This window comes from Lacrimispora sp., assembly GCF_046972725.1.
In the GTDB taxonomy this organism is placed as follows: domain Bacteria; phylum Bacillota; class Clostridia; order Lachnospirales; family Lachnospiraceae; genus Lacrimispora.
The window spans coordinates 1,642,803-1,659,687 of the sequence record NZ_JBKVXF010000001.1; the positions used below are offsets into that span (position 1 = coordinate 1,642,803).

The 16,885-nt window shown below is 44.5% G+C and carries 14 protein-coding genes and 1 pseudogene; 2 read left to right on the forward strand and 13 right to left on the reverse strand.

All coding sequences use genetic code 11. From position 1 onward, the window contains the following. Positions 1 to 375 precede the first annotated feature (375 nt). From metA to ACLTWA_RS07850, 3 genes are read right to left on the reverse strand one after another with little or no spacing between them, the layout of a single operon-like run. Complete coding sequence (gene metA / locus ACLTWA_RS07840) at positions 376 to 1,308, reverse strand: homoserine O-acetyltransferase MetA (RefSeq protein WP_412327063.1); 933 nt, start codon at positions 1,306 to 1,308, stop codon at positions 376 to 378. Positions 1,309 to 1,311: 3 nt separating this feature from the next. Next, on the reverse strand, positions 1,312 to 3,270 hold the full coding sequence (gene ligA, locus ACLTWA_RS07845; protein WP_412327064.1) for an NAD-dependent DNA ligase LigA: 1,959 nt from the start codon (positions 3,268 to 3,270) through the stop codon (positions 1,312 to 1,314). Then, the gene (locus ACLTWA_RS07850; RefSeq protein WP_412327065.1) at positions 3,251 to 4,048 is read right to left on the reverse strand and encodes a pseudouridine synthase; all 798 of its coding nucleotides are present in this window, start codon (positions 4,046 to 4,048) and stop codon (positions 3,251 to 3,253) included. The genes ligA and ACLTWA_RS07850 overlap by 20 nt, the downstream gene beginning before the upstream one ends. A 217-nt stretch (positions 4,049 to 4,265) precedes the next feature. Here ACLTWA_RS07850 and ACLTWA_RS07855 point away from each other — a divergent pair, with 217 nt between their 5' ends. Continuing rightward, positions 4,266 to 4,664, forward strand: a complete 399-nt coding sequence (locus ACLTWA_RS07855; protein WP_412327066.1) for a bacteriohemerythrin — start codon at positions 4,266 to 4,268, stop codon at positions 4,662 to 4,664. 66 nt (positions 4,665 to 4,730) lie between these two features. On the opposite strand, the gene ACLTWA_RS07860 is transcribed toward ACLTWA_RS07855, so the two are convergent. The 10 genes and pseudogenes from ACLTWA_RS07860 to ACLTWA_RS07905 form a co-directional block, all read right to left on the reverse strand. Next, positions 4,731 to 5,939, reverse strand: coding sequence for a YibE/F family protein (locus ACLTWA_RS07860; RefSeq protein ID WP_412327067.1), 1,209 nt, complete (start codon positions 5,937 to 5,939; stop codon positions 4,731 to 4,733). Between the two features lie 121 nt (positions 5,940 to 6,060). Then, entirely contained in the window at positions 6,061 to 7,569 is a 1,509-nt protein-coding gene (locus ACLTWA_RS07865; protein WP_412327068.1) for a metallophosphoesterase, read from the reverse strand. Positions 7,570 to 8,560: 991 nt separating this feature from the next. Next, positions 8,561 to 8,788, reverse strand: coding sequence for a hypothetical protein (locus tag ACLTWA_RS07870; RefSeq protein WP_412327069.1), 228 nt, complete (start codon positions 8,786 to 8,788; stop codon positions 8,561 to 8,563). Between the two features lie 64 nt (positions 8,789 to 8,852). After that, positions 8,853 to 9,698, reverse strand: a pseudogene (locus ACLTWA_RS07875) (nucleoside recognition domain-containing protein); the annotation flags it as partial. Positions 9,699 to 9,725: 27 nt separating this feature from the next. Next, positions 9,726 to 11,315 carry a recombinase family protein gene (locus ACLTWA_RS07880; RefSeq protein ID WP_412327070.1) on the reverse strand — a complete coding sequence of 530 codons (1,590 nt, stop codon included), beginning with the start codon at positions 11,313 to 11,315 and terminating at the stop codon, positions 9,726 to 9,728. Further along, on the reverse strand, positions 11,312 to 11,458 hold the full coding sequence (locus tag ACLTWA_RS07885; protein ID WP_412327071.1) for a hypothetical protein: 147 nt from the start codon (positions 11,456 to 11,458) through the stop codon (positions 11,312 to 11,314). Before ACLTWA_RS07885 ends, ACLTWA_RS07880 begins: the two co-directional genes overlap by 4 nt. A 225-nt stretch (positions 11,459 to 11,683) precedes the next feature. Then, positions 11,684 to 13,210 (reverse strand): VanW family protein, encoded by a 1,527-nt coding sequence (locus ACLTWA_RS07890; RefSeq protein ID WP_412327072.1) that lies wholly within the window; start codon positions 13,208 to 13,210, stop codon positions 11,684 to 11,686. Positions 13,211 to 13,214: 4 nt separating this feature from the next. After that, positions 13,215 to 14,504: a cytochrome c biogenesis protein CcdA gene (locus ACLTWA_RS07895; RefSeq protein WP_412327073.1), complete on the reverse strand. Its 1,290-nt coding sequence runs from the start codon at positions 14,502 to 14,504 to the stop codon at positions 13,215 to 13,217. A gap of 68 nt (positions 14,505 to 14,572) precedes the next feature. Then, a complete protein-coding gene (locus ACLTWA_RS07900; protein ID WP_412327074.1) occupies positions 14,573 to 15,979 on the reverse strand; it encodes a FeoB small GTPase domain-containing protein in 1,407 nt (468 codons plus the stop codon). Continuing rightward, positions 15,970 to 16,281 carry a FeoA family protein gene (locus ACLTWA_RS07905; protein WP_412327075.1) on the reverse strand — a complete coding sequence of 104 codons (312 nt, stop codon included), beginning with the start codon at positions 16,279 to 16,281 and terminating at the stop codon, positions 15,970 to 15,972. The genes ACLTWA_RS07900 and ACLTWA_RS07905 overlap by 10 nt, the downstream gene beginning before the upstream one ends. Before the next feature lie 155 nt (positions 16,282 to 16,436). Between ACLTWA_RS07905 and ACLTWA_RS07910 the strand changes: the two genes are divergently transcribed. Further along, positions 16,437 to 16,856, forward strand: a complete 420-nt coding sequence (locus ACLTWA_RS07910) for a metal-dependent transcriptional regulator (protein ID WP_412327076.1) — start codon at positions 16,437 to 16,439, stop codon at positions 16,854 to 16,856. Positions 16,857 to 16,885 lie beyond the last annotated feature (29 nt).

Sequence of the window (16,885 nt, forward strand, 5' to 3'; positions counted from 1 at the left end):
CATACCACACCCATATAATAAAAAAAATAGGCATACCAGAATTCTATCCAATATGCCTATAAATTTAATCGTCAATTTCTATCAATATGGCTGAACCTCATACCTTAATAATCTTCGTGGTAAGAAAGGTGGTTGTTCTCCTGATTTTTATTTTTGTTACTATAAATTGCTCTTTGCTACTGTCATGTGTTGGTGCTGATGCAATGCCCCTGTGACGTACCAGAATATCCAAATCATTAAATTATGCGAGGTCATTTTCATAAATGAATCGTACCCCATTAAGTACATTACCTTGTTACTAAAACACGTAAATTTGCGATACTTTACGATAATCTCACCGATTCTCCATTCAGCATAAAAAGCCCTGCAATACCCTTAAATCATATACTCCGGCCCATCCGCCTCCAACTCATAAGGCGTCACCTGATATACATAATAATTCAGCCAATTCGCATAAAGCGTATTTGCCGCGTTCCTCCAGTTCAGCATGGGAACCGTACTTGGGTCATCATTTTCATAATAATTGCAGGGAATCTGTGGATTCAGACCTTTCTCCAAATCCCTGTGATACTCTCCGTCCAGAGTCATACGGTCATACTCCGGATGGCCCTGAACGAATACCTGCTTTCCATCTTCACTCATAACAAGAAAAATTCCGGCTTCTTTGGATTCAGCCAGAATCTTAAGCTCCGGGTGCTTTTCAATATCTTCCCTGCGTACTTCCGTATAACGGGAATGCGGTGCCATCACGAAATCATCCATACTTCTTACAAGAGGAACCTTGCGGTCCAGGATCTTGTGGCAGTAGATGCCGGACAGCTTACTGTCTCTTTTATATTTGTTGATGCCATAATGATAATAAAGACCTGCCTGAGCTCCCCAGCAGATGTGGAGGGTGCTTGTCACATGGGTCTTGCTCCATTCCATGATCTTAGCCAGCTCCTTCCAGTAATTTACTTCTTCAAATTCCATGTTCTCCACCGGTGCTCCGGTGATGATCATGCCGTCAAATTTTTTATTCTGTACTTCGTCCAGATAGATATAAAACTTATTCAAATGACTGGCAGAGGTGTTCTTTGAAGTATGGCTCTCTAACATTAAAAAGGTACAGTCCACCTGCAGCGGTGTATTGGAAAGCGCCCGTAAAAGCTGAGTTTCAGTTTCTTCCTTAATGGGCATTAAATTTACGATCAGTATTTCCAGAGGACGGATGTCCTGGCTTAAGGCCCGGTCCTCATCCATTGTAAATATGTTCTCTTTTTCCAATATGGCTTTTGCAGGCAGATCCTTTTGTACTTTAATAGGCATATTCTATTCCTCCAGTATTTTTATAAAATCTTCTTCTGAAATAATGGGCACTCCCAGTTCTTTCGCCTTTTTATTCTTGGAAGAATTGGATGCGGTGTCATTGTTGATTAAATACGTGGTCTTTGAAGTAACAGAACCGGTGACCTTGCCGCCCTGCGCTTCAATGGCTTCCTGAAGGGCTTTCCGGTTTTCAAAGTGATTCACCGAGCCTGTAATGACAAATACCTTTCCCTCCAGCTTTCCGTTACCTTCTGTCTCAGCCTCCTGTTTAATGGTGACTTCACAAAGAAGCCGGTCCACCATTTCATTGTTCTTTTCCTGTTTGAAATAATTGATCCAGGCATCTGCAAGGACTTTGCCGATTCCGGGGACGGAAACCAGCTCCTCTTCTTCTGCGTGGCGCATTTTCTCAAAATCGAACCGAAACTCTCTGCAGAGCATTTTTGCATTTGACAGACCGATTCCGGCGATTCCAAGACCATAGATTAGTCTTGGAAGGGTGGTGTGGGACGCATTCTTCACTGCCTGTATCAGATTCTCATAGGACTTTCTTCCAAAGCCCTCCATCTGAGTAATGACCTCCTCGTACTGCTCCAAATGGAAAATATCTGCAAATTCCCGGATAAAACCGGCACCGATGAATTTTTCCAAAGTTGCTTCGGAAAGTCCGTCAATGTTTAAGGCATCCCGGCTGACAAAGAGTGAAAAACTCTTAATCTTCTTTGCCTGACAATCAGGGTTTATGCAGTATAAACTCTTTACATCATTGACCTTCCGGATCTCCGTTTGCCCGGCACAGACCGGACACTCTTTCGGAATCTCTATGGTTCCGCTTCTTGTTAAATTGTCCGCGATCTGAGGTATGATCATATTTGCCTTATATACGGTGATCTGATCTCCTTTTCCAAGCTGCAGTGCTTCCATAATGCTTAAATTGTGGACACTGGCACGGCTTACGGTGGTTCCTTCCAGTTCCACCGGTTCAAAGATGGCAACCGGATTGATCAGACCGGTTCTCGATGGGCTCCAGAGGATTTTTACAAGGGTCGTCTCTTTGATCTCGTCCGCCCATTTAAAAGCAATGGCATTGCGGGGAAATTTGGCCGTACGTCCAAGAGACTGGCCGTAAGAAATATCATCGAGCAAAAGCACCAGACCGTCTGATGGAACATCATAAGATCCAACCTCTTTGGCAAACTCCTCCACCGTCTCAGCCAGATTCTCCCTGGTTACAAGCTTATAATCCACCACATCAAAGCCCTGTTCTTTTAACCACTCAAACTGAACACGTCTGGAATTTTGAAAGTCAACACCTTCAGCCGACACCAAGGTAAATGCCTTGAAATTAACATTTCTCCGGGCTGTGATCTGGTTGTTCAACTGACGGACCGAACCGCTGCATAGGTTACGGGGATTTTTATATTTGGCTGCCTCATCGCCGATCTCTTCATTGATCCGGTTGAAATCGGAGTATTTAATAACTGCCTCTCCCCTTAGTACAAGCTCTCCTTTATAGGATATATTAAGAGGTATATTGGAAAATACCTTTGCATTATTGGTTATGACCTCACCGATTTCCCCATTTCCCCGGGTTACGGCTTTTTGAAGGGTCCCATGGTTGTAGTTAAGAACAACGGTCAGGCCGTCAAGCTTCCAGGATAAGATTCCAATCTGGCTGCCTAACCACTCCTCTAAATCCTCAACCCGTTTGGTCTTATCAAGGGATAACATAGGGCTTTCGTGAGCTTCCTTTGGAAGTTCGCTCAGCACCGTAAAACCGACGTTCTGAGTGGGGCTGTTGGATAGAATAATTCCTGTCTTTTTTTCAAGCTCCTGCAGTTCATCGTAGAGTCTGTCGTATTCAAAATTGCTCATGATCTCACGGCTTTCCTGGTAATAGGCTTTTCCTGCCTCATTCAGGACCTGGATCAGTTCTTTCATTCTATCTAGTTTGACGTCCATCAGATAACTCCTTTTTTTGTTCTTTATAGGAAAGATTGCTTGAGCCTTTCAAGGCTTCCTTCATCTGGTGGTATTCTCTCTTTGAAAGCTCCCGGTAAGCGCCGGGCTTTAAATCTCCCAGTTCCACATTCATGACCCGCATTCGTTTAAGCAGGCGCACTTCATACCCCAATTCGCTGCACATTCGGCGAATCTGACGGTTCAGCCCCTGGGTCAATATGATTTTAAATGCTTTTTCTCCGGTTTTCGCTGCAAAACAGGGTTTTGTGGTCACATTAAGTTCCGAAAGGAACACTCCCTTTTTCATCTTCCGGATAAAGTCATCGGTAACAGGCCGGTTTACCTTTACAAGATATTCCTTTTCATGAGCATTTCCGCTGCGCATTATTTTATTCACAAGTTCCCCCTGATTGGTCATAAGAATCAGACCTTCCGAATCTTTATCCAGGCGGCCGATGGGATAGATGCGGACAGGATAATCTACCATGTCTACAATATTGGGTGCCCGGTCTTTGTCGGAGGTGGTGCATACGATGCCTTTTGGCTTATAGACTGCCAGAAGGACAGGCTTTTCCTTATGTCCCTGTTCTCCCTGTGCTGCCGTTATGGTACGCCCCTTTACAGCAACAGACTGGCCCGGCAGAACCTTCTGGCCGGTCAAAGCAGCCTGTCCATTGATGCGGACCTTCCCTGCCTCGATAAGACGGTCCGCCTCTCTGCGGGAACATATCCCTGCTTCACTTAAAAATTTATTCAGACGGATTCCCTCTGCTTCCATGTTCTTTCTCCCTTACACTGTACTAAATAAAAATTATAGCATTGCAAAAGAGGTACGTCAATTTTATCCGTACCTTTTGGACTTAGGTTTTACCTATACCGGAGAAAATATCAATATTAGTTTTTATTTTTATTTATTGTAAATTGATTTGATTTTTCCATATTATGGGTATATAATGAAAACAGTTTAAAATAAATACCATCAGGAGGAAACAGATATGCCATGGACAGCCAATTTATCCGTTGGGATTTCAATGATTGACGATCAGCATAAGATGTGGTTTGAAAAAGCAGAAGCCCTTTTTGAAGCAGGGAAAAACAACCGGGCCAAAGAATATGTGGGAGAGCTTCTTGCATTTTTAGATGATTACACAAAAAAGCACTTCGCAGATGAAGAAAAGTACATGTTAAGCATCCATTATCCCGGATACGAGGAACAGAAAAAAGCACATACCGCCTTTATTTCTCAGCTTACCAAGTTAAAAAGCGATTACAATGCATCCGGCGGAAATTTACTGGTGATCTTAAATGCAAACCAGATGATCCTGGATTGGCTCACCAAGCATATTTCCAACATGGATAAAAAAATCGGTGAATATGCAAAAAAAGCCCGATAGAAGAAATAATAAAGGACTGCCCAATCAGATGATGGAAAATATCATGGAAGGGCAGTCCTTTTTTAATTAGTTTGAAACAGTCCCATCTGTGGTTTCAGATGGCACGCAGTCCGGTACTTCTGATTTTCTTCCCGCTGCCACAACCGATGCAATCAGCGAAACAATGGGTACTGTCAGAACCACACCCATACTTCCGGAAATTCCCTGCATCACTTCAATGACGATATTATTGGAATTGATGATCTGAAGATAAGGCAATTCATAGGCATAGGTCAGAAGCAAGGTGCTGACACCGCTTCCTACAAAAGCCAGAATCAAAGTGTTCACCATGGTTCCCATGGCATCCCGTCCTACGTTCATACCGGAACGGAACAGTCCCTTTCTGTCAAGCTCCGGCATCTGGCCATGGATTTCAAATACCGTAGAAGAAATGGCCATTGCCACATCCATCACTGCTCCAAGAGCGGAGATCAAAAGACCGGAAAACAACAGCTCTCCTACCCGGATTCCACGGATATTCTCCAGTACTAACAGAGACTCGATTTCCGGTGTATTATATCCGGTCAGATGAGCTGCCTTTCCAAACAGGAATGCCGAAATTCCTGCAATCACCACACCTCCCACCGTTCCGATTACCGCGCAGGCTGTTTTCCCGGACCAGCCGCCCAGAAGATACATGATTACAAAGGTGGTAACAGCAGCCACCAGTATGGCTGCCAGAAATGGGGAATACCCTCTATAGATCATGGGAATGTAAAGCCAGATAATGCAGATGAATGTAAAGATCAGTCCGATACAGCTTAAAATCCCTTTTTTCCCTCCGATCAGGCATACCACAGCCAGAAATATGACAACAAAACCAAGAACTGCCCATTCCCTATCAAAGCTGTACACCGTATGCAGGGAGATATCTCCGGCAAGGCTCTGTATGGCAATTACTCCCATTCCAGGCCGGCAGGCAGCACCAAACAGATACCCGTTGTTGCTGGTGGCCTCTACGGTTTCTCCCTTTTTCGGGCCTGTCTTCACCTCAATCAAAACAGTCTGCTGTCCCACCCGGTTTCCATCTTCCTGTACATTATCCCTGAGAACCTTAACCACCGTTGCCCTTTCAAAGGTCCTTCCCTCCGTGGATACCAGACTGACAATATCCACCTGGTTGAACTTTAGCAGAAAAAGGGCAAATGCTGCCATGAGCAGGGAAAACAGCACCCACTGAATCCACTTTCCCCCATGACTATGTAAAAAACTGACCGTTTTAGAAATCTGCTCCATGCTTATACTCCCTCTCTTTTCTCCGGATTCCCATCAGCAAACTGCTTTTCATCACGTTCAAATGAAGCAAAGAGGCGTCCGGCAGAATCAGACGCCCCTTGAAATCCAGAATACGATTTCTCTATCTTCTTGAAGTGCTGGTCTTTTTTAAGGTAAAGGTCTGATCGATATTCTGCAGCTGTCCGCCTGCAATTTCATAGGTATCAATAGAAAACGTATTTTGATTGATGCGGATCACCGAATACGTAGGATTCCAGTTCTGGTTTCTTGCTGCGATATAATCCTGCTGCGTGGGGATTAATTCGTAGAACTTACTGCCTGTTGATGAATTGGCTTCCATATATAAGGTGCCGTCTGCATTGGTCACGCTGCCGGACATGGTATTTGCAATGGTATAGCAGTTATTTTCATCCTGATAGGTGGAATTGTTGTAAGGAAATACATTTCCCGACTCATCCTTTACATTATCCCAATCATAGAAATCATATTTAGCATGAGTCTTTGAATCGGATTTTAAAAGATAGCTTCTGGAATAGGTATGGTCATGTCCCTGCAGCACCACATCCACATCGTATTTGTCCATGAGAGGGGTCAGCTGGCTTCTCAGCACAATGCCGTCGGAATCCGAATGATCCAGTCCGCTACCATAGATATCCTGATGGATCATTACGATTCTCCATGCAGTGTTGGGGTGAGCGGCAACCGCCTGTCTTAAAACCTGTTCATGCTCTGCACAGTTATAATTGTTGGTATTTAAGACCACATACAGGGCCGGACCGTATTTATAAAAATAATCACCGCCCGCAGTTGTCTTTCCAAGCTGTGTATCATTGGGGTTATTGAAATGATAGCTGTAGCTTTCATTGGTGGAATCATGATTGCCGATGGTAGTGGCTACAGGCAGTGATTCCATCCAGTCTGCACTCAGAAAACCGGCGTATTCCACTTCATTGCCCGGATCCCTGCCTTCTACATTTTTATTGATCTGGTCGCCTGCGGAGAGTACAAAACTGACATCCGGGTTTGCGGCCATGGCCATATTTAAGGTTTTATTCCAGCTGAAGGAATCATTTCTGGCTGCCGTATTAAGGGCGGAGGCATTCTCTAACTTGTCCCCTCTGGAAGTGGTCTGCCCTTTGGAAGCACCGATCTGTGGGTCTCCTACATAGAGCATGGTGTAGCTGTGAAAGCTGTGAGTTTTAAAGGAAGCGGTCTGGCTTGGAACTCCATTTTTATAGTAACGGTAATAATAAGTCGTATTTTCTCTTAAGTCCTTAGCCGTTGCCTTATTGCTCATATATCCGTCAATTGCCTGACTGGAAGCGCCTTCAAATACCTTTGCCCCACTCATATTGCTGTTGGTGGAAAGTTCTATCTTGGGTGTTGCTGCCTGATCTACCTTGGAATACCAGGCAAAATTCATCTGAGTTTCATCAGCCCCAGGAGTCAGAGCAATTTTTTCATAATCCGTACGCACCTGATTTTCCCATTTCTGTACCCAGTTATCCCAGGCTTCATCTTTCGTGGAATCTGCAAAATGCTGGGTTGCCGCATACGCATATCCCCCAGCCAGTACCAGTGTCAGGGCAACGGAAATAACCGCAGCACCATACCTCTTTCTGCTATTCATACATCATTCCTCCTTGTTGTCACGCCTGATTTGGCGTGATTGCTGTTTTATTTAATAATGGAAGCACTTCTCACTTAGAAAGAATATATCCATTGGATTCATTATTCAAGTGACTTTTCCAAAGCTTTACAAACTATATTTAAAATTTACAGATTCTGGAAAAAACGAAAAAAAAAGAAAGATTCCCCGCAAGTTTCATTGTACGGATTCTTTCTTTTCCCCTATGAAAGGTGGTGAAGCATGACACTAACAAAAAGCCCAAAGGCGCGCAAATATAAAATACCGAAAAGAAAACGTTAAGCGTATATCTCTTGACGTTCAAAAAAAGGATACTGAAATACAGGAGAACGCCAACGCCGAGGGAAAAAGTAAATGCCTATACGAAAAAGACTATTGATATGCGAATAGAATCAGAGAAAAAATAATATTTACACACAAATATTGCAACCTTATTGTATTCTTAATAAAGTTATGCTATATTAGAATTACAAAAGGAACAACCGCCCCAATACAAGGGGTTGGCCGTCAAAACGATAGAAAACTCCACCCTTTCAACCTACCAAGTATACAAGGGTGGTTTTTTCTATTCCTGTTTCCAGGACTTTATAGAAAAATGCTACTTACAATTAATAAAAATAAAGGTAAGTAATGCTAAAATGAATGAACCAAAGGCCATAAGGTCCTTAAAGTCATATTTCATCCGCACCACCTCCCATCTATGTAATGATGGAAGGCCAACGCCCTTGCAGTGACACGCTTGTTCCATATCACTATGGTAGCATACCCCATTTCAATGTGCAATTACTTTTCCCGGTAATCAAATGCAAATGATACCGGCCTAATTCTCCTCTTACTTTCTTAAGCAATCCATTGAAGGTGTCGGTTTGACACAATCAATCTATACTTATAATTGACCCCTGCAATATCAAACGCCACGGAAATACTGAATTTCAGTATTCCATGGCGTTTGATAAGTTACCATAAACAAGGTCTATGTGAATTTGTATTTCACTTCACAGCCGTAAGAGATGCGGTTGCAGATATTTACCACCCGCTCCATGACAGCGGTCGTTTTTCCGGTTTCCATTCGTATGCTCATTTCTTTTAAATCATCTGAAATTTCTATCCCCTGCACTCCGTCTACCTTGGCAATCTCCTTTTCAATACTCCTGGCTTTTTGCCGGTCTGACAGAGAGTAAACGCGGTAACTCCGGTTCACGCTTCTCCCTCCTTTCACAACATATTCTACCTTTATTGTAGACAGACAGGAGAAGATTTAAACATTACAGGAAAGCTCTGGCAATCGTTGTAAAAAGAAAACATACGATAATTCCGGTTACCGTGGGCACCAGCCAGGAAACGACCGTCCATTTTATGCTCTGGGTTTCCTTCCTGATGGTAAGACAGGTGGTGGAACAGGGCCAGTGCATCAGGGAAAACAGCAAGGTGCTGACTGCTGTAATCCAGGTCCAACCATTATCCACCAGTAAATCCCTTAAAACAGATAAATCATCGATTTGGAGAAGCTTTCCTTCCGCCATATAAGCCATAATAATAATGGGAACCACAATTTCGTTGGCCGGAAAACCAAGAATAAACGCCAGCAAAATAACGCCGTCTAATCCAATCATATGGGCAAACGGGTCTAAAAATCCGGAGCAAAGAGACAGCAGGGTGGCCCCTCCAATGGTCAAGTTCGCCATAAGCCAGATGACCATACCGGCAGGAGCCGCAACGACTACGGCACGCCCAAGCACAAATAAGGTACGGTCAAAAATGGAGCGCACAATCACTTTTCCGATCTGAGGCCTCCGGTATGGAGGCAGCTCCAGGGTAAAGGATGAGGGAATCCCCTTTAAGATGGTAACTGACAATATCTTTGAAATCACCAGCGTCATAAGAATTCCAAGAACAATCACACAGGAAAGTATGGCAGCGGATAAAATAGAAGAAAATAAACCGGTGGCACCTCCCACAAAAAACATGGTAATAATGGCGATCATGGTTGGAAAACGTCCGTTACAGGGAACAAAGTTATTGGTTATCATGGCAATCAACCGTTCTCTTGGGGAATCTATGATCCGGCAGCCCACAATTCCCGCCGCATTGCAGCCAAAGCCCATGCACATGACAGTGGAAATTTATGCCGCACATTTTTAAGGAAGTCCTCTGGTCTTAAAATAGATCCGTATTTTCTGACATCGGCGCCTTTTGCCCTCATGGACCTCCTCGGTGCTTTGACATATTTCAATCTTTTCAATAAACTTGTAAATCAAATCCCTGGTCAGTTTTTCTTCATCAGTTATCTCTTTGAACAAAGCCGCCCATTGACAAGCTCCCGCCTGTTCCTGGTCTTCCTTTTCCGTGTTTTTAATTTTTTCAGACAGTAATCCTGCGGCAATCTCCTTCTGCTCTTTTTCCAGAGAAGCCAGCATTTCATAAAAGAGTTCCTCACTGATCCGCTTGTTCACTTTATCCTCATAAAGCTGTCCGATGATACGTGAAATTTCTCTGCTGCGCTTTCTTAATGGTGCGGCTGAACGCTCTGCCTCCTTCCCATTCTTCAAGCAGGCAGGCAGGCTGCATGCCTTTTGAATTTCCTCTTGTTCCTGGACCGTAAGATTAAGCAATGCCTTGATTTCCTTTAATACTGTCTGATATAAAAGGGCATAATCCATAGAGTGACTGGTACATTTCTGCGTTCCATACTGCTTATACCCTCCGCATACCAGGCGGCAGGACTGTGACTTACCATTTTTTCCTGTGACAGACATGTTTCTTCCGCAGTCCCCGCATACAGCAATTCCTGAAAAAACATTGATAAAATCTGTTTTCCGGAACCCTTTCCGGGAGACGCTTCTTTTATTTATCCGGTCGAAAACTTCCTGGGAAACCAAAGGTTCATGCATATGCTTGACCACCACCCATTCCTCTTTTGGGTGAGAAAGGGTAATGTTGCTTTTAAAAGAGAGCTTTGAAGTCTTTCCCTGTACAACATGACCTAAGTAAACAGCATTACCAAGCATTTTACAAATGGTACCGGACGTCCACATCTTTCGTCCGGAAGTATCTGGTGGCTGCAGATACGGATGTCTCACACAGCGGTACATGGAGGGAGTCAGTACTTCTCTCTCATTTAAGGCATCTGCAATACAGGAAGGAGATTCTCCTTTTTCCGCCCTTTCAAAGATTTCCCGGACCACAGGAGCTGTTACAGGATCAATTACCAGATGATTTTTATTGAAAGGGTCCTTTTCATAGCCATAGGGGGCGAAATTACCGATAAACGAGCCTTCTCGGATCTTTGTCTGAAAGGCGCTGCGGATCTTTTTTGACGTATCTCTTGCATACATTTCATTGACAATATTTTTAAACGGCGCAATATCGTTTAATGGACGATCCGAATCATATCCATCGTTGATGGCAATGTAGCGGACCTTTTTCGCAGGAAAATAGATTTCCGTAAATTGTCCGGTTATAATATAATCCCTTCCAAGGCGGGATAAATCTTTGGTAATCACAAGATTCACCCGTCTGGCTTCAATGTCACTAATAAGCGCTTCCCAGGCAGGACGCTGAAAGCTGGTACCGCTGAATCCGTCATCCACATATTCCCGGTAAATTTCAAACCCATGTTCCTTTGCATAAGAACGGAGCATTTTTCTCTGGGTGCTGATGCTGGCGCTCTCACCGGCTCCATCATCCTTTGAAAGCCTCATATACAGACCTGCATGATATACGGTCATCGTAAGAAGACTCCTCCGGCTTCCCTGCGTCTTTTAAGAAGCTCTAACACAAGTTCCTTTGCCGTCTTCTCTCCAACGTAGATCCGTTCCACCGTTACATCAGTAAGCCTTTTCTCATCGGTCGCCTGATTGATCGTATCCATCCGAACACCTCCTGGAAAAATCTTATTCCGTCCGGCTTGTACGATATACGTTCATTAGGCTTATGGAAAAAGGAAATAGCGTAGGAGAGTCCTGCCAGAATATTGTAACAAAAATGCGTCTTGACTAAGCTTTAAAAGCTTTTTCAAAACGCATCTTCTCAAACCCACAAAATCTATTTATACAATTTTCTATCACATTTCTATGAAATAGCAGTTCCTCCACCCTTACCCCTGAGGCTGGTCTTGTGGCCCGTCAGCCGGTAAGTCCGCACCCGGCCCATGAATCGCAGGAACGGTTGTCTCCGGAACCGTTGTCTCCGGCTGCGTTTCTGCCGTAGTCTCAGGCTCTGTTTCAACAGGCTGATGAGTGGTATTTCTCTGAATCACCGCTGGTTTACCTTTGTACGTGCTGTTGTGAAGCGGTTCCTCTTTAATAACTGAATCACCTTTTTTCAGAACACGGTAACTTTTATAAACACTTCCTACGCTTCCATGGTCAATAATTTTTTCTGTTCCGAAAGGAAGAGAAGGATTCTCTTCATAAGTCGGTGGCACCGGAGGCAGGTCCTTTACCTTTTGGGAACGAATGGTTACTTTTTCACCGTCTTTCAGAACCGGAATGCCTACGATGGAAATCTTAAGGGTTCTTCCTTCCAGAGAAGCACGGATAACAATGGCACTGCTGCTGGTATTTTTAAACTTTAAATCAGGCCCTGCATATCCGTCAAAGCTGACCATGGCATCTTGTCCCTTTTCCACATAAGAAGGTGCAAAACTATGGGAGTTACGCTCCGTAGTCTTAAAACCGCTTTCTATGATGGCATGATACAGTGTGGTGGATACCTGGCACACACCACCGCCTGGCTCTTCAATCAGTATGCCGTTACGGTATGCACCTGCGGGCTGGTATCCTTTTTCCTTTGTCCGGTTTCCTGTGGCATTATTAAAGGAAAATTCTTCGCCCGGTTTTAAAACCATGCCATTGATGGAATTGACCGCCAGACTGATATTCTTGTTTCTGTTCTTATTATCTGTTGTGGTGGTGGTAAAGGTTCCTATTACCTTATACAGTTCCTTTGCCTGCGCCTGGGTTCTGTCAGGTGGTGTCTCGGCAAATTCTGCCTTTATTTCCGCCTGAAAATTCTCTGCCTTTACCGTATTCATCAGTTGTTCCACCAGCTTTTCCTGATCCAGGATGCGGCCGTTCTTTCCCTGTGAATAGTGGTAAGTCCCCGTTTCCTTATCAAAGGATTCCAGTTCTGCACCTACCGGGCTTTCGTTCCACTTACCGGCCAGTTCTGCCGCCTGTCGGGTAAAGGATTCCCGCATCACTTCATAATCAATCCCGTACTCCTGATTTTCATCCGGAGACGTCTCTTCCAGCTTTTTTTTGATTGCCTTGATCTGGCTGTCCAAGAGATTATCAAGCAATACGCTGTCTGAGCCATTGTTTACCATCAGCTCCCACTGATAACGTTCGTCTATGGTATCCTCCGCCTCCTGTATGGTAAGACCCGTTAAATTGGTAGTCCCGACTTTGGCGGATTTGAGCTTTTTCGATAAATCCGCGCTCTGCTCACTGGTTTCCTGTCCGCTTTCCTTCTTTTGACCTTCTGTATTCACCGAACTGGCCGAGAAAACATTGGAGTATAGTAACCAGGCAGATGACAGGACGGATAAAGCCAATATACCATAAACGATTTTTCTGTTTCTTCTTCTGGACCGAAGTCTTTTTGCCCTGTACTTATCCATCGTATTAATCCCGCTCTCCTTTCAGTGTCTGTTCAATAATGCTGTGCATCATATCCATGGATAACTGCCCGCTCACATAACCAAACACATTGCCCTCCCTGTCAATCATATAGGTGGTCGGGAAGGAATAAATACCGTAAGCTTCAAATAATTCTGCACTTGTATCCATAAGTACCGGATACGTATATCCATTATCTTTAAGGAAATCTTTAATTCCCTGTTCGTCTTTTTCTGTTCCATAATTTGGTGCTGCGACTCCAAGTATGATTACCGCGTTGTCGCCTTTTGTATCCTGAGTTTCATAAAGTTTCTGAATATCCGGCATCTCCGCACGGCAGGGCGGACACCAGGTAGCCCAGAAATTAAGAAATATGGTCTTGCCTTTATAATCAGACAGTGAGTGAGTATTTCCAAACTGATCTTGTAATGTGAAATCAACAGCCGGAAGAGGTTTTTTTACTTCTTCCGTAGTTTCTTCTACAGCTTCCGTCTGTGCCGGTTCTGTTTCCGGAAGAGTCTCCTTTGCAGCAGTTTCCTTTGTCTCCTGCCCTCCAAGACCAAAAGGAGATGAAATAGAGGAAAGGTATCCGGTCACTGCATTCATTCTTCCGGTAAACATGAAAATTCCCATAAGCATCATCAGGACTCCACCGATCTTTACCATGTTTTTTGCTATATTCCGATGGGTTTTAAAGAATTCCAGAACAGTCGTCGTAAAGAATCCCACTGCCAGAAATGGAAGAACAAACCCCAGGGTATATACGCCGATCAGGGCAAAGCCAAGTGCCTTTGCAGAAGCGGCCATAATGAGTACGCTGGCAAGAGCCGGTCCTACACAGGGAGTCCAGGCAAAGCTGAAGGTAAATCCCATCAACAGTGCGGAAAACGGAGACATGGCAAGTTTATCAAAGGATAAGGGAAGCCTCCGGTCTCTTTCCAAAACAGAAGAGGTTCCAAACATCCCCAGCTGATAGAGACCAAACAGAAAAATTAAAATACCTCCCACTCTGGCAAATAATAACTGATTGGATTTAAAAAAGTTTCCCAAAGCAGAAGCTCCAATCCCCAGCAAAAAGAAAGTAAAACTGATTCCTATTACAAAACAAATGGTGTGAAGCATGACCTTTCCGCGGTCATAAGAAACACGGCCATCCTCTCCTATGCTCCCTGTCCCTCCAGACAAATACCCTATATAAAGAGGAATCAGAGGAAGAATGCACGGGGAGAAAAAGCTTACGATTCCCTGCAGAAACACGGTCAAAACAGGAACACTCACATCAATGGAAAAACCCACTCACAGTACCTCCTTATTTACTATTGCGGCAAAAAACACGGCTGAATCCCATAATTTCTGTACTATTTTTAGTTACAGTTTGTTGTTGTAACTATACCATTTTGAGGAAAATGTGTCAAGAGAATAATGGCTGTTTTACGCCCGAAAAAAAGCATAAATTTCCTTTGACACATGGTCAGCGCCTGCTTTCCGCAAGCGGAACACCGCTTAAAGCAGCGGTCCAAATTAAAAGCCACTCTGGGTAGATATCCAAAATCCTCCAGAAGGGTAAATAAAGGGAAAAATATGGCCATCGGCGGAAGCATGACTGACACGACCCAGGCAAGGACACGGTAAACGCCATGGATCAAAAGATTGGATATCATTGCAGGTACCCCTGCCCAGTCCGCCGTCCGGGCCAGCCAGTCTTCCACGCCAAATAATACCTTGCTCAAAAACTGGGAAGGATAGTTGGCTCCTGTTATGGTGAGCCAGAAGATGCCAAGAAGAACCAGAAACATTATTGGAAAGCCCGTTGATTTGCTGGTAAAGAGCCAATCCAGCTTCCGGTCCTTCCGGTTATAGGTCTGGTTTTCATAAATGACCACACCTCTGCATAAATATTCCGCTTTTTTAATAAACACGGACGCCATATCATCACTTACTTTTTCCTGATGAATGCCTCCTGCCTTCCACTCGCTCCGGATTTCTTCCAGGCAGGCCGCCACTTCTTTCGATTCCGCAACCGGCTTTAAATATTTCTTTACAGCACTCATAAGATTTTCATTAGAATCCAAAAGTCTGGCACAGAGCCAGCGGGTGTTCACCCTGCGATCCGATATCGCTTCTACAACCGGAGTCAGCTTTGTAATCGCTTCTTCAATATATTCCGGATAACGGATGAGAACGGGACGTTTGATCCCTTCTTCTTTTTCTTCCAGACAGCGTTTTAAGCCCGTATAGATCTGATCCAGGCCCTTTTTGCTTCTTGCCGCTGTTCCAGCCACCGGCACGCCGAGACGCTGCTCTAAAAGATCGAGGCGAATGCCGATCTGTTTCTTTTTTGCTTCATCCATCAGGTTGACACACACAACGGCATGAGGCGATGCCTCAAGGACCTGCAGGACCAGGTTTAAATTCCTCTCCAGACAGGTGGCGTCACAGACCACCACCACCGCATCCGGATTTTCAAAACAGATAAAATCTCTGGCAACCTCTTCCTCGGTGGAATGTGCCATAAGGGAATAGCAGCCGGGGATATCCACCATTACATATCCCTGACTGCCGTCACTGCAGTAGCCCTGCGCGTTGGCTACGGTTTTTCCCGGCCAGTTTCCCGTGTGCTGGTTCATACCAGTGAGCTGATTGAACACCGTGCTCTTTCCCACATTGGGATTTCCGGCCAATGCAATGACTTTATCTGTCTCCTTATGCTTTTTAATCTCCAGTCCCAGGTCCACAGAATTGATTCCAACGGAATCTCTGCTTAATCCCATACTTCCTCCTCCTGGCTGACCTCCGCTGCTGCCACTTCTGTTCCATGATGTTTCGCTGTTTCCTCCAGCCGGTTCTGTAACAGAACACGGCCAGCGTCCTCGCTTCTAAGAGCGATCACAGCTCCTCTTATTAAATAAGCCGTCGGATCGCCCAGAGGACTCTTTCCCAGGCATTCCACAACTGTGCCTTCGATCAGACCAATATCCTGGAGCCGTCTTCTCATATCATCATAGGCTGCCAGCTTTGAAATAACCGCTTTCTGGCCCCTTTTTAAATCAGATAAACGAATCTTTTCCTTCATCCTGATTACCTCCACAATGTTTCCATATCCTAACATATGCAGCTTATTAAAATCTTGTTCCACCAAAATGAAACAGCTTTTCCACTCTCCTCATTCATAGAACCGTCCTCACCTGAATAGTATGGAACTATCACTACATAAAAGGAGACACAGGCATGAATCAAACGGATAATTTCTATACGCTCAAAGGCTATTCCCTTTTGGAGCAGACAAAAATCACCTCATCGATGGAAGATTATCTGGAAATGATCTGCAGGCTGCACCACGAGGGACGTCCTGTCCGCATCAAAGAACTGGCCGAATGTCTCCATGTAAAGCCCTCATCTGCTTCCAAAATGACCGGAAACCTAAAAAAGCAGGGGCTGGTGGCCTTTGAAAAATACGGAACGGTCTCCCTGACAAAAGATGGCACGGAGCTGGGGGAATACCTCCTGTTCCGCCATGATGTCCTCCACCGTTTTTTCTGCTATATCAATCACAATACCGACGAACTGGAGCAGGTGGAAAAGGTGGAACATTTCATGGACCCGGAAACCGTGTATAATATACAGAAATGGCTGAATAAATTTGCATAGACAGACTTGTGCGAATTTCAATTTTGTCG

Bases quoted from the DNA above. Each gene is read 5' to 3' on its own strand.
- ACLTWA_RS07850 (WP_412327065.1), bottom strand. From the start codon at position 4,048: ATGGAAGCAGAGGGAATCCGTCTGAATAAATTTTTAAGTGAAGCAGGG.
- ACLTWA_RS07880 (WP_412327070.1), bottom strand. From the start codon at position 11,315: ATGACCGTATATCATGCAGGTCTGTATATGAGGCTTTCAAAGGATGAT.
- ligA (WP_412327064.1), bottom strand. From the start codon at position 3,270: ATGGACGTCAAACTAGATAGAATGAAAGAACTGATCCAGGTCCTGAAT.
- ACLTWA_RS07890 (WP_412327072.1), bottom strand. From the start codon at position 13,210: ATGGATAAGTACAGGGCAAAAAGACTTCGGTCCAGAAGAAGAAACAGA.
- ACLTWA_RS07885 (WP_412327071.1), bottom strand. From the start codon at position 11,458: ATGGATACGATCAATCAGGCGACCGATGAGAAAAGGCTTACTGATGTA.
- ACLTWA_RS07865 (WP_412327068.1), bottom strand. From the start codon at position 7,569: ATGAATAGCAGAAAGAGGTATGGTGCTGCGGTTATTTCCGTTGCCCTG.
- ACLTWA_RS07855 (WP_412327066.1), top strand. From the start codon at position 4,266: ATGCCATGGACAGCCAATTTATCCGTTGGGATTTCAATGATTGACGAT.
- metA (WP_412327063.1), bottom strand. From the start codon at position 1,308: ATGCCTATTAAAGTACAAAAGGATCTGCCTGCAAAAGCCATATTGGAA.
- ACLTWA_RS07900 (WP_412327074.1), bottom strand. From the start codon at position 15,979: ATGGGATTAAGCAGAGATTCCGTTGGAATCAATTCTGTGGACCTGGGA.
- ACLTWA_RS07910 (WP_412327076.1), top strand. From the start codon at position 16,437: ATGAATCAAACGGATAATTTCTATACGCTCAAAGGCTATTCCCTTTTG.
- ACLTWA_RS07860 (WP_412327067.1), bottom strand. From the start codon at position 5,939: ATGGAGCAGATTTCTAAAACGGTCAGTTTTTTACATAGTCATGGGGGA.
- ACLTWA_RS07905 (WP_412327075.1), bottom strand. From the start codon at position 16,281: ATGAAGGAAAAGATTCGTTTATCTGATTTAAAAAGGGGCCAGAAAGCG.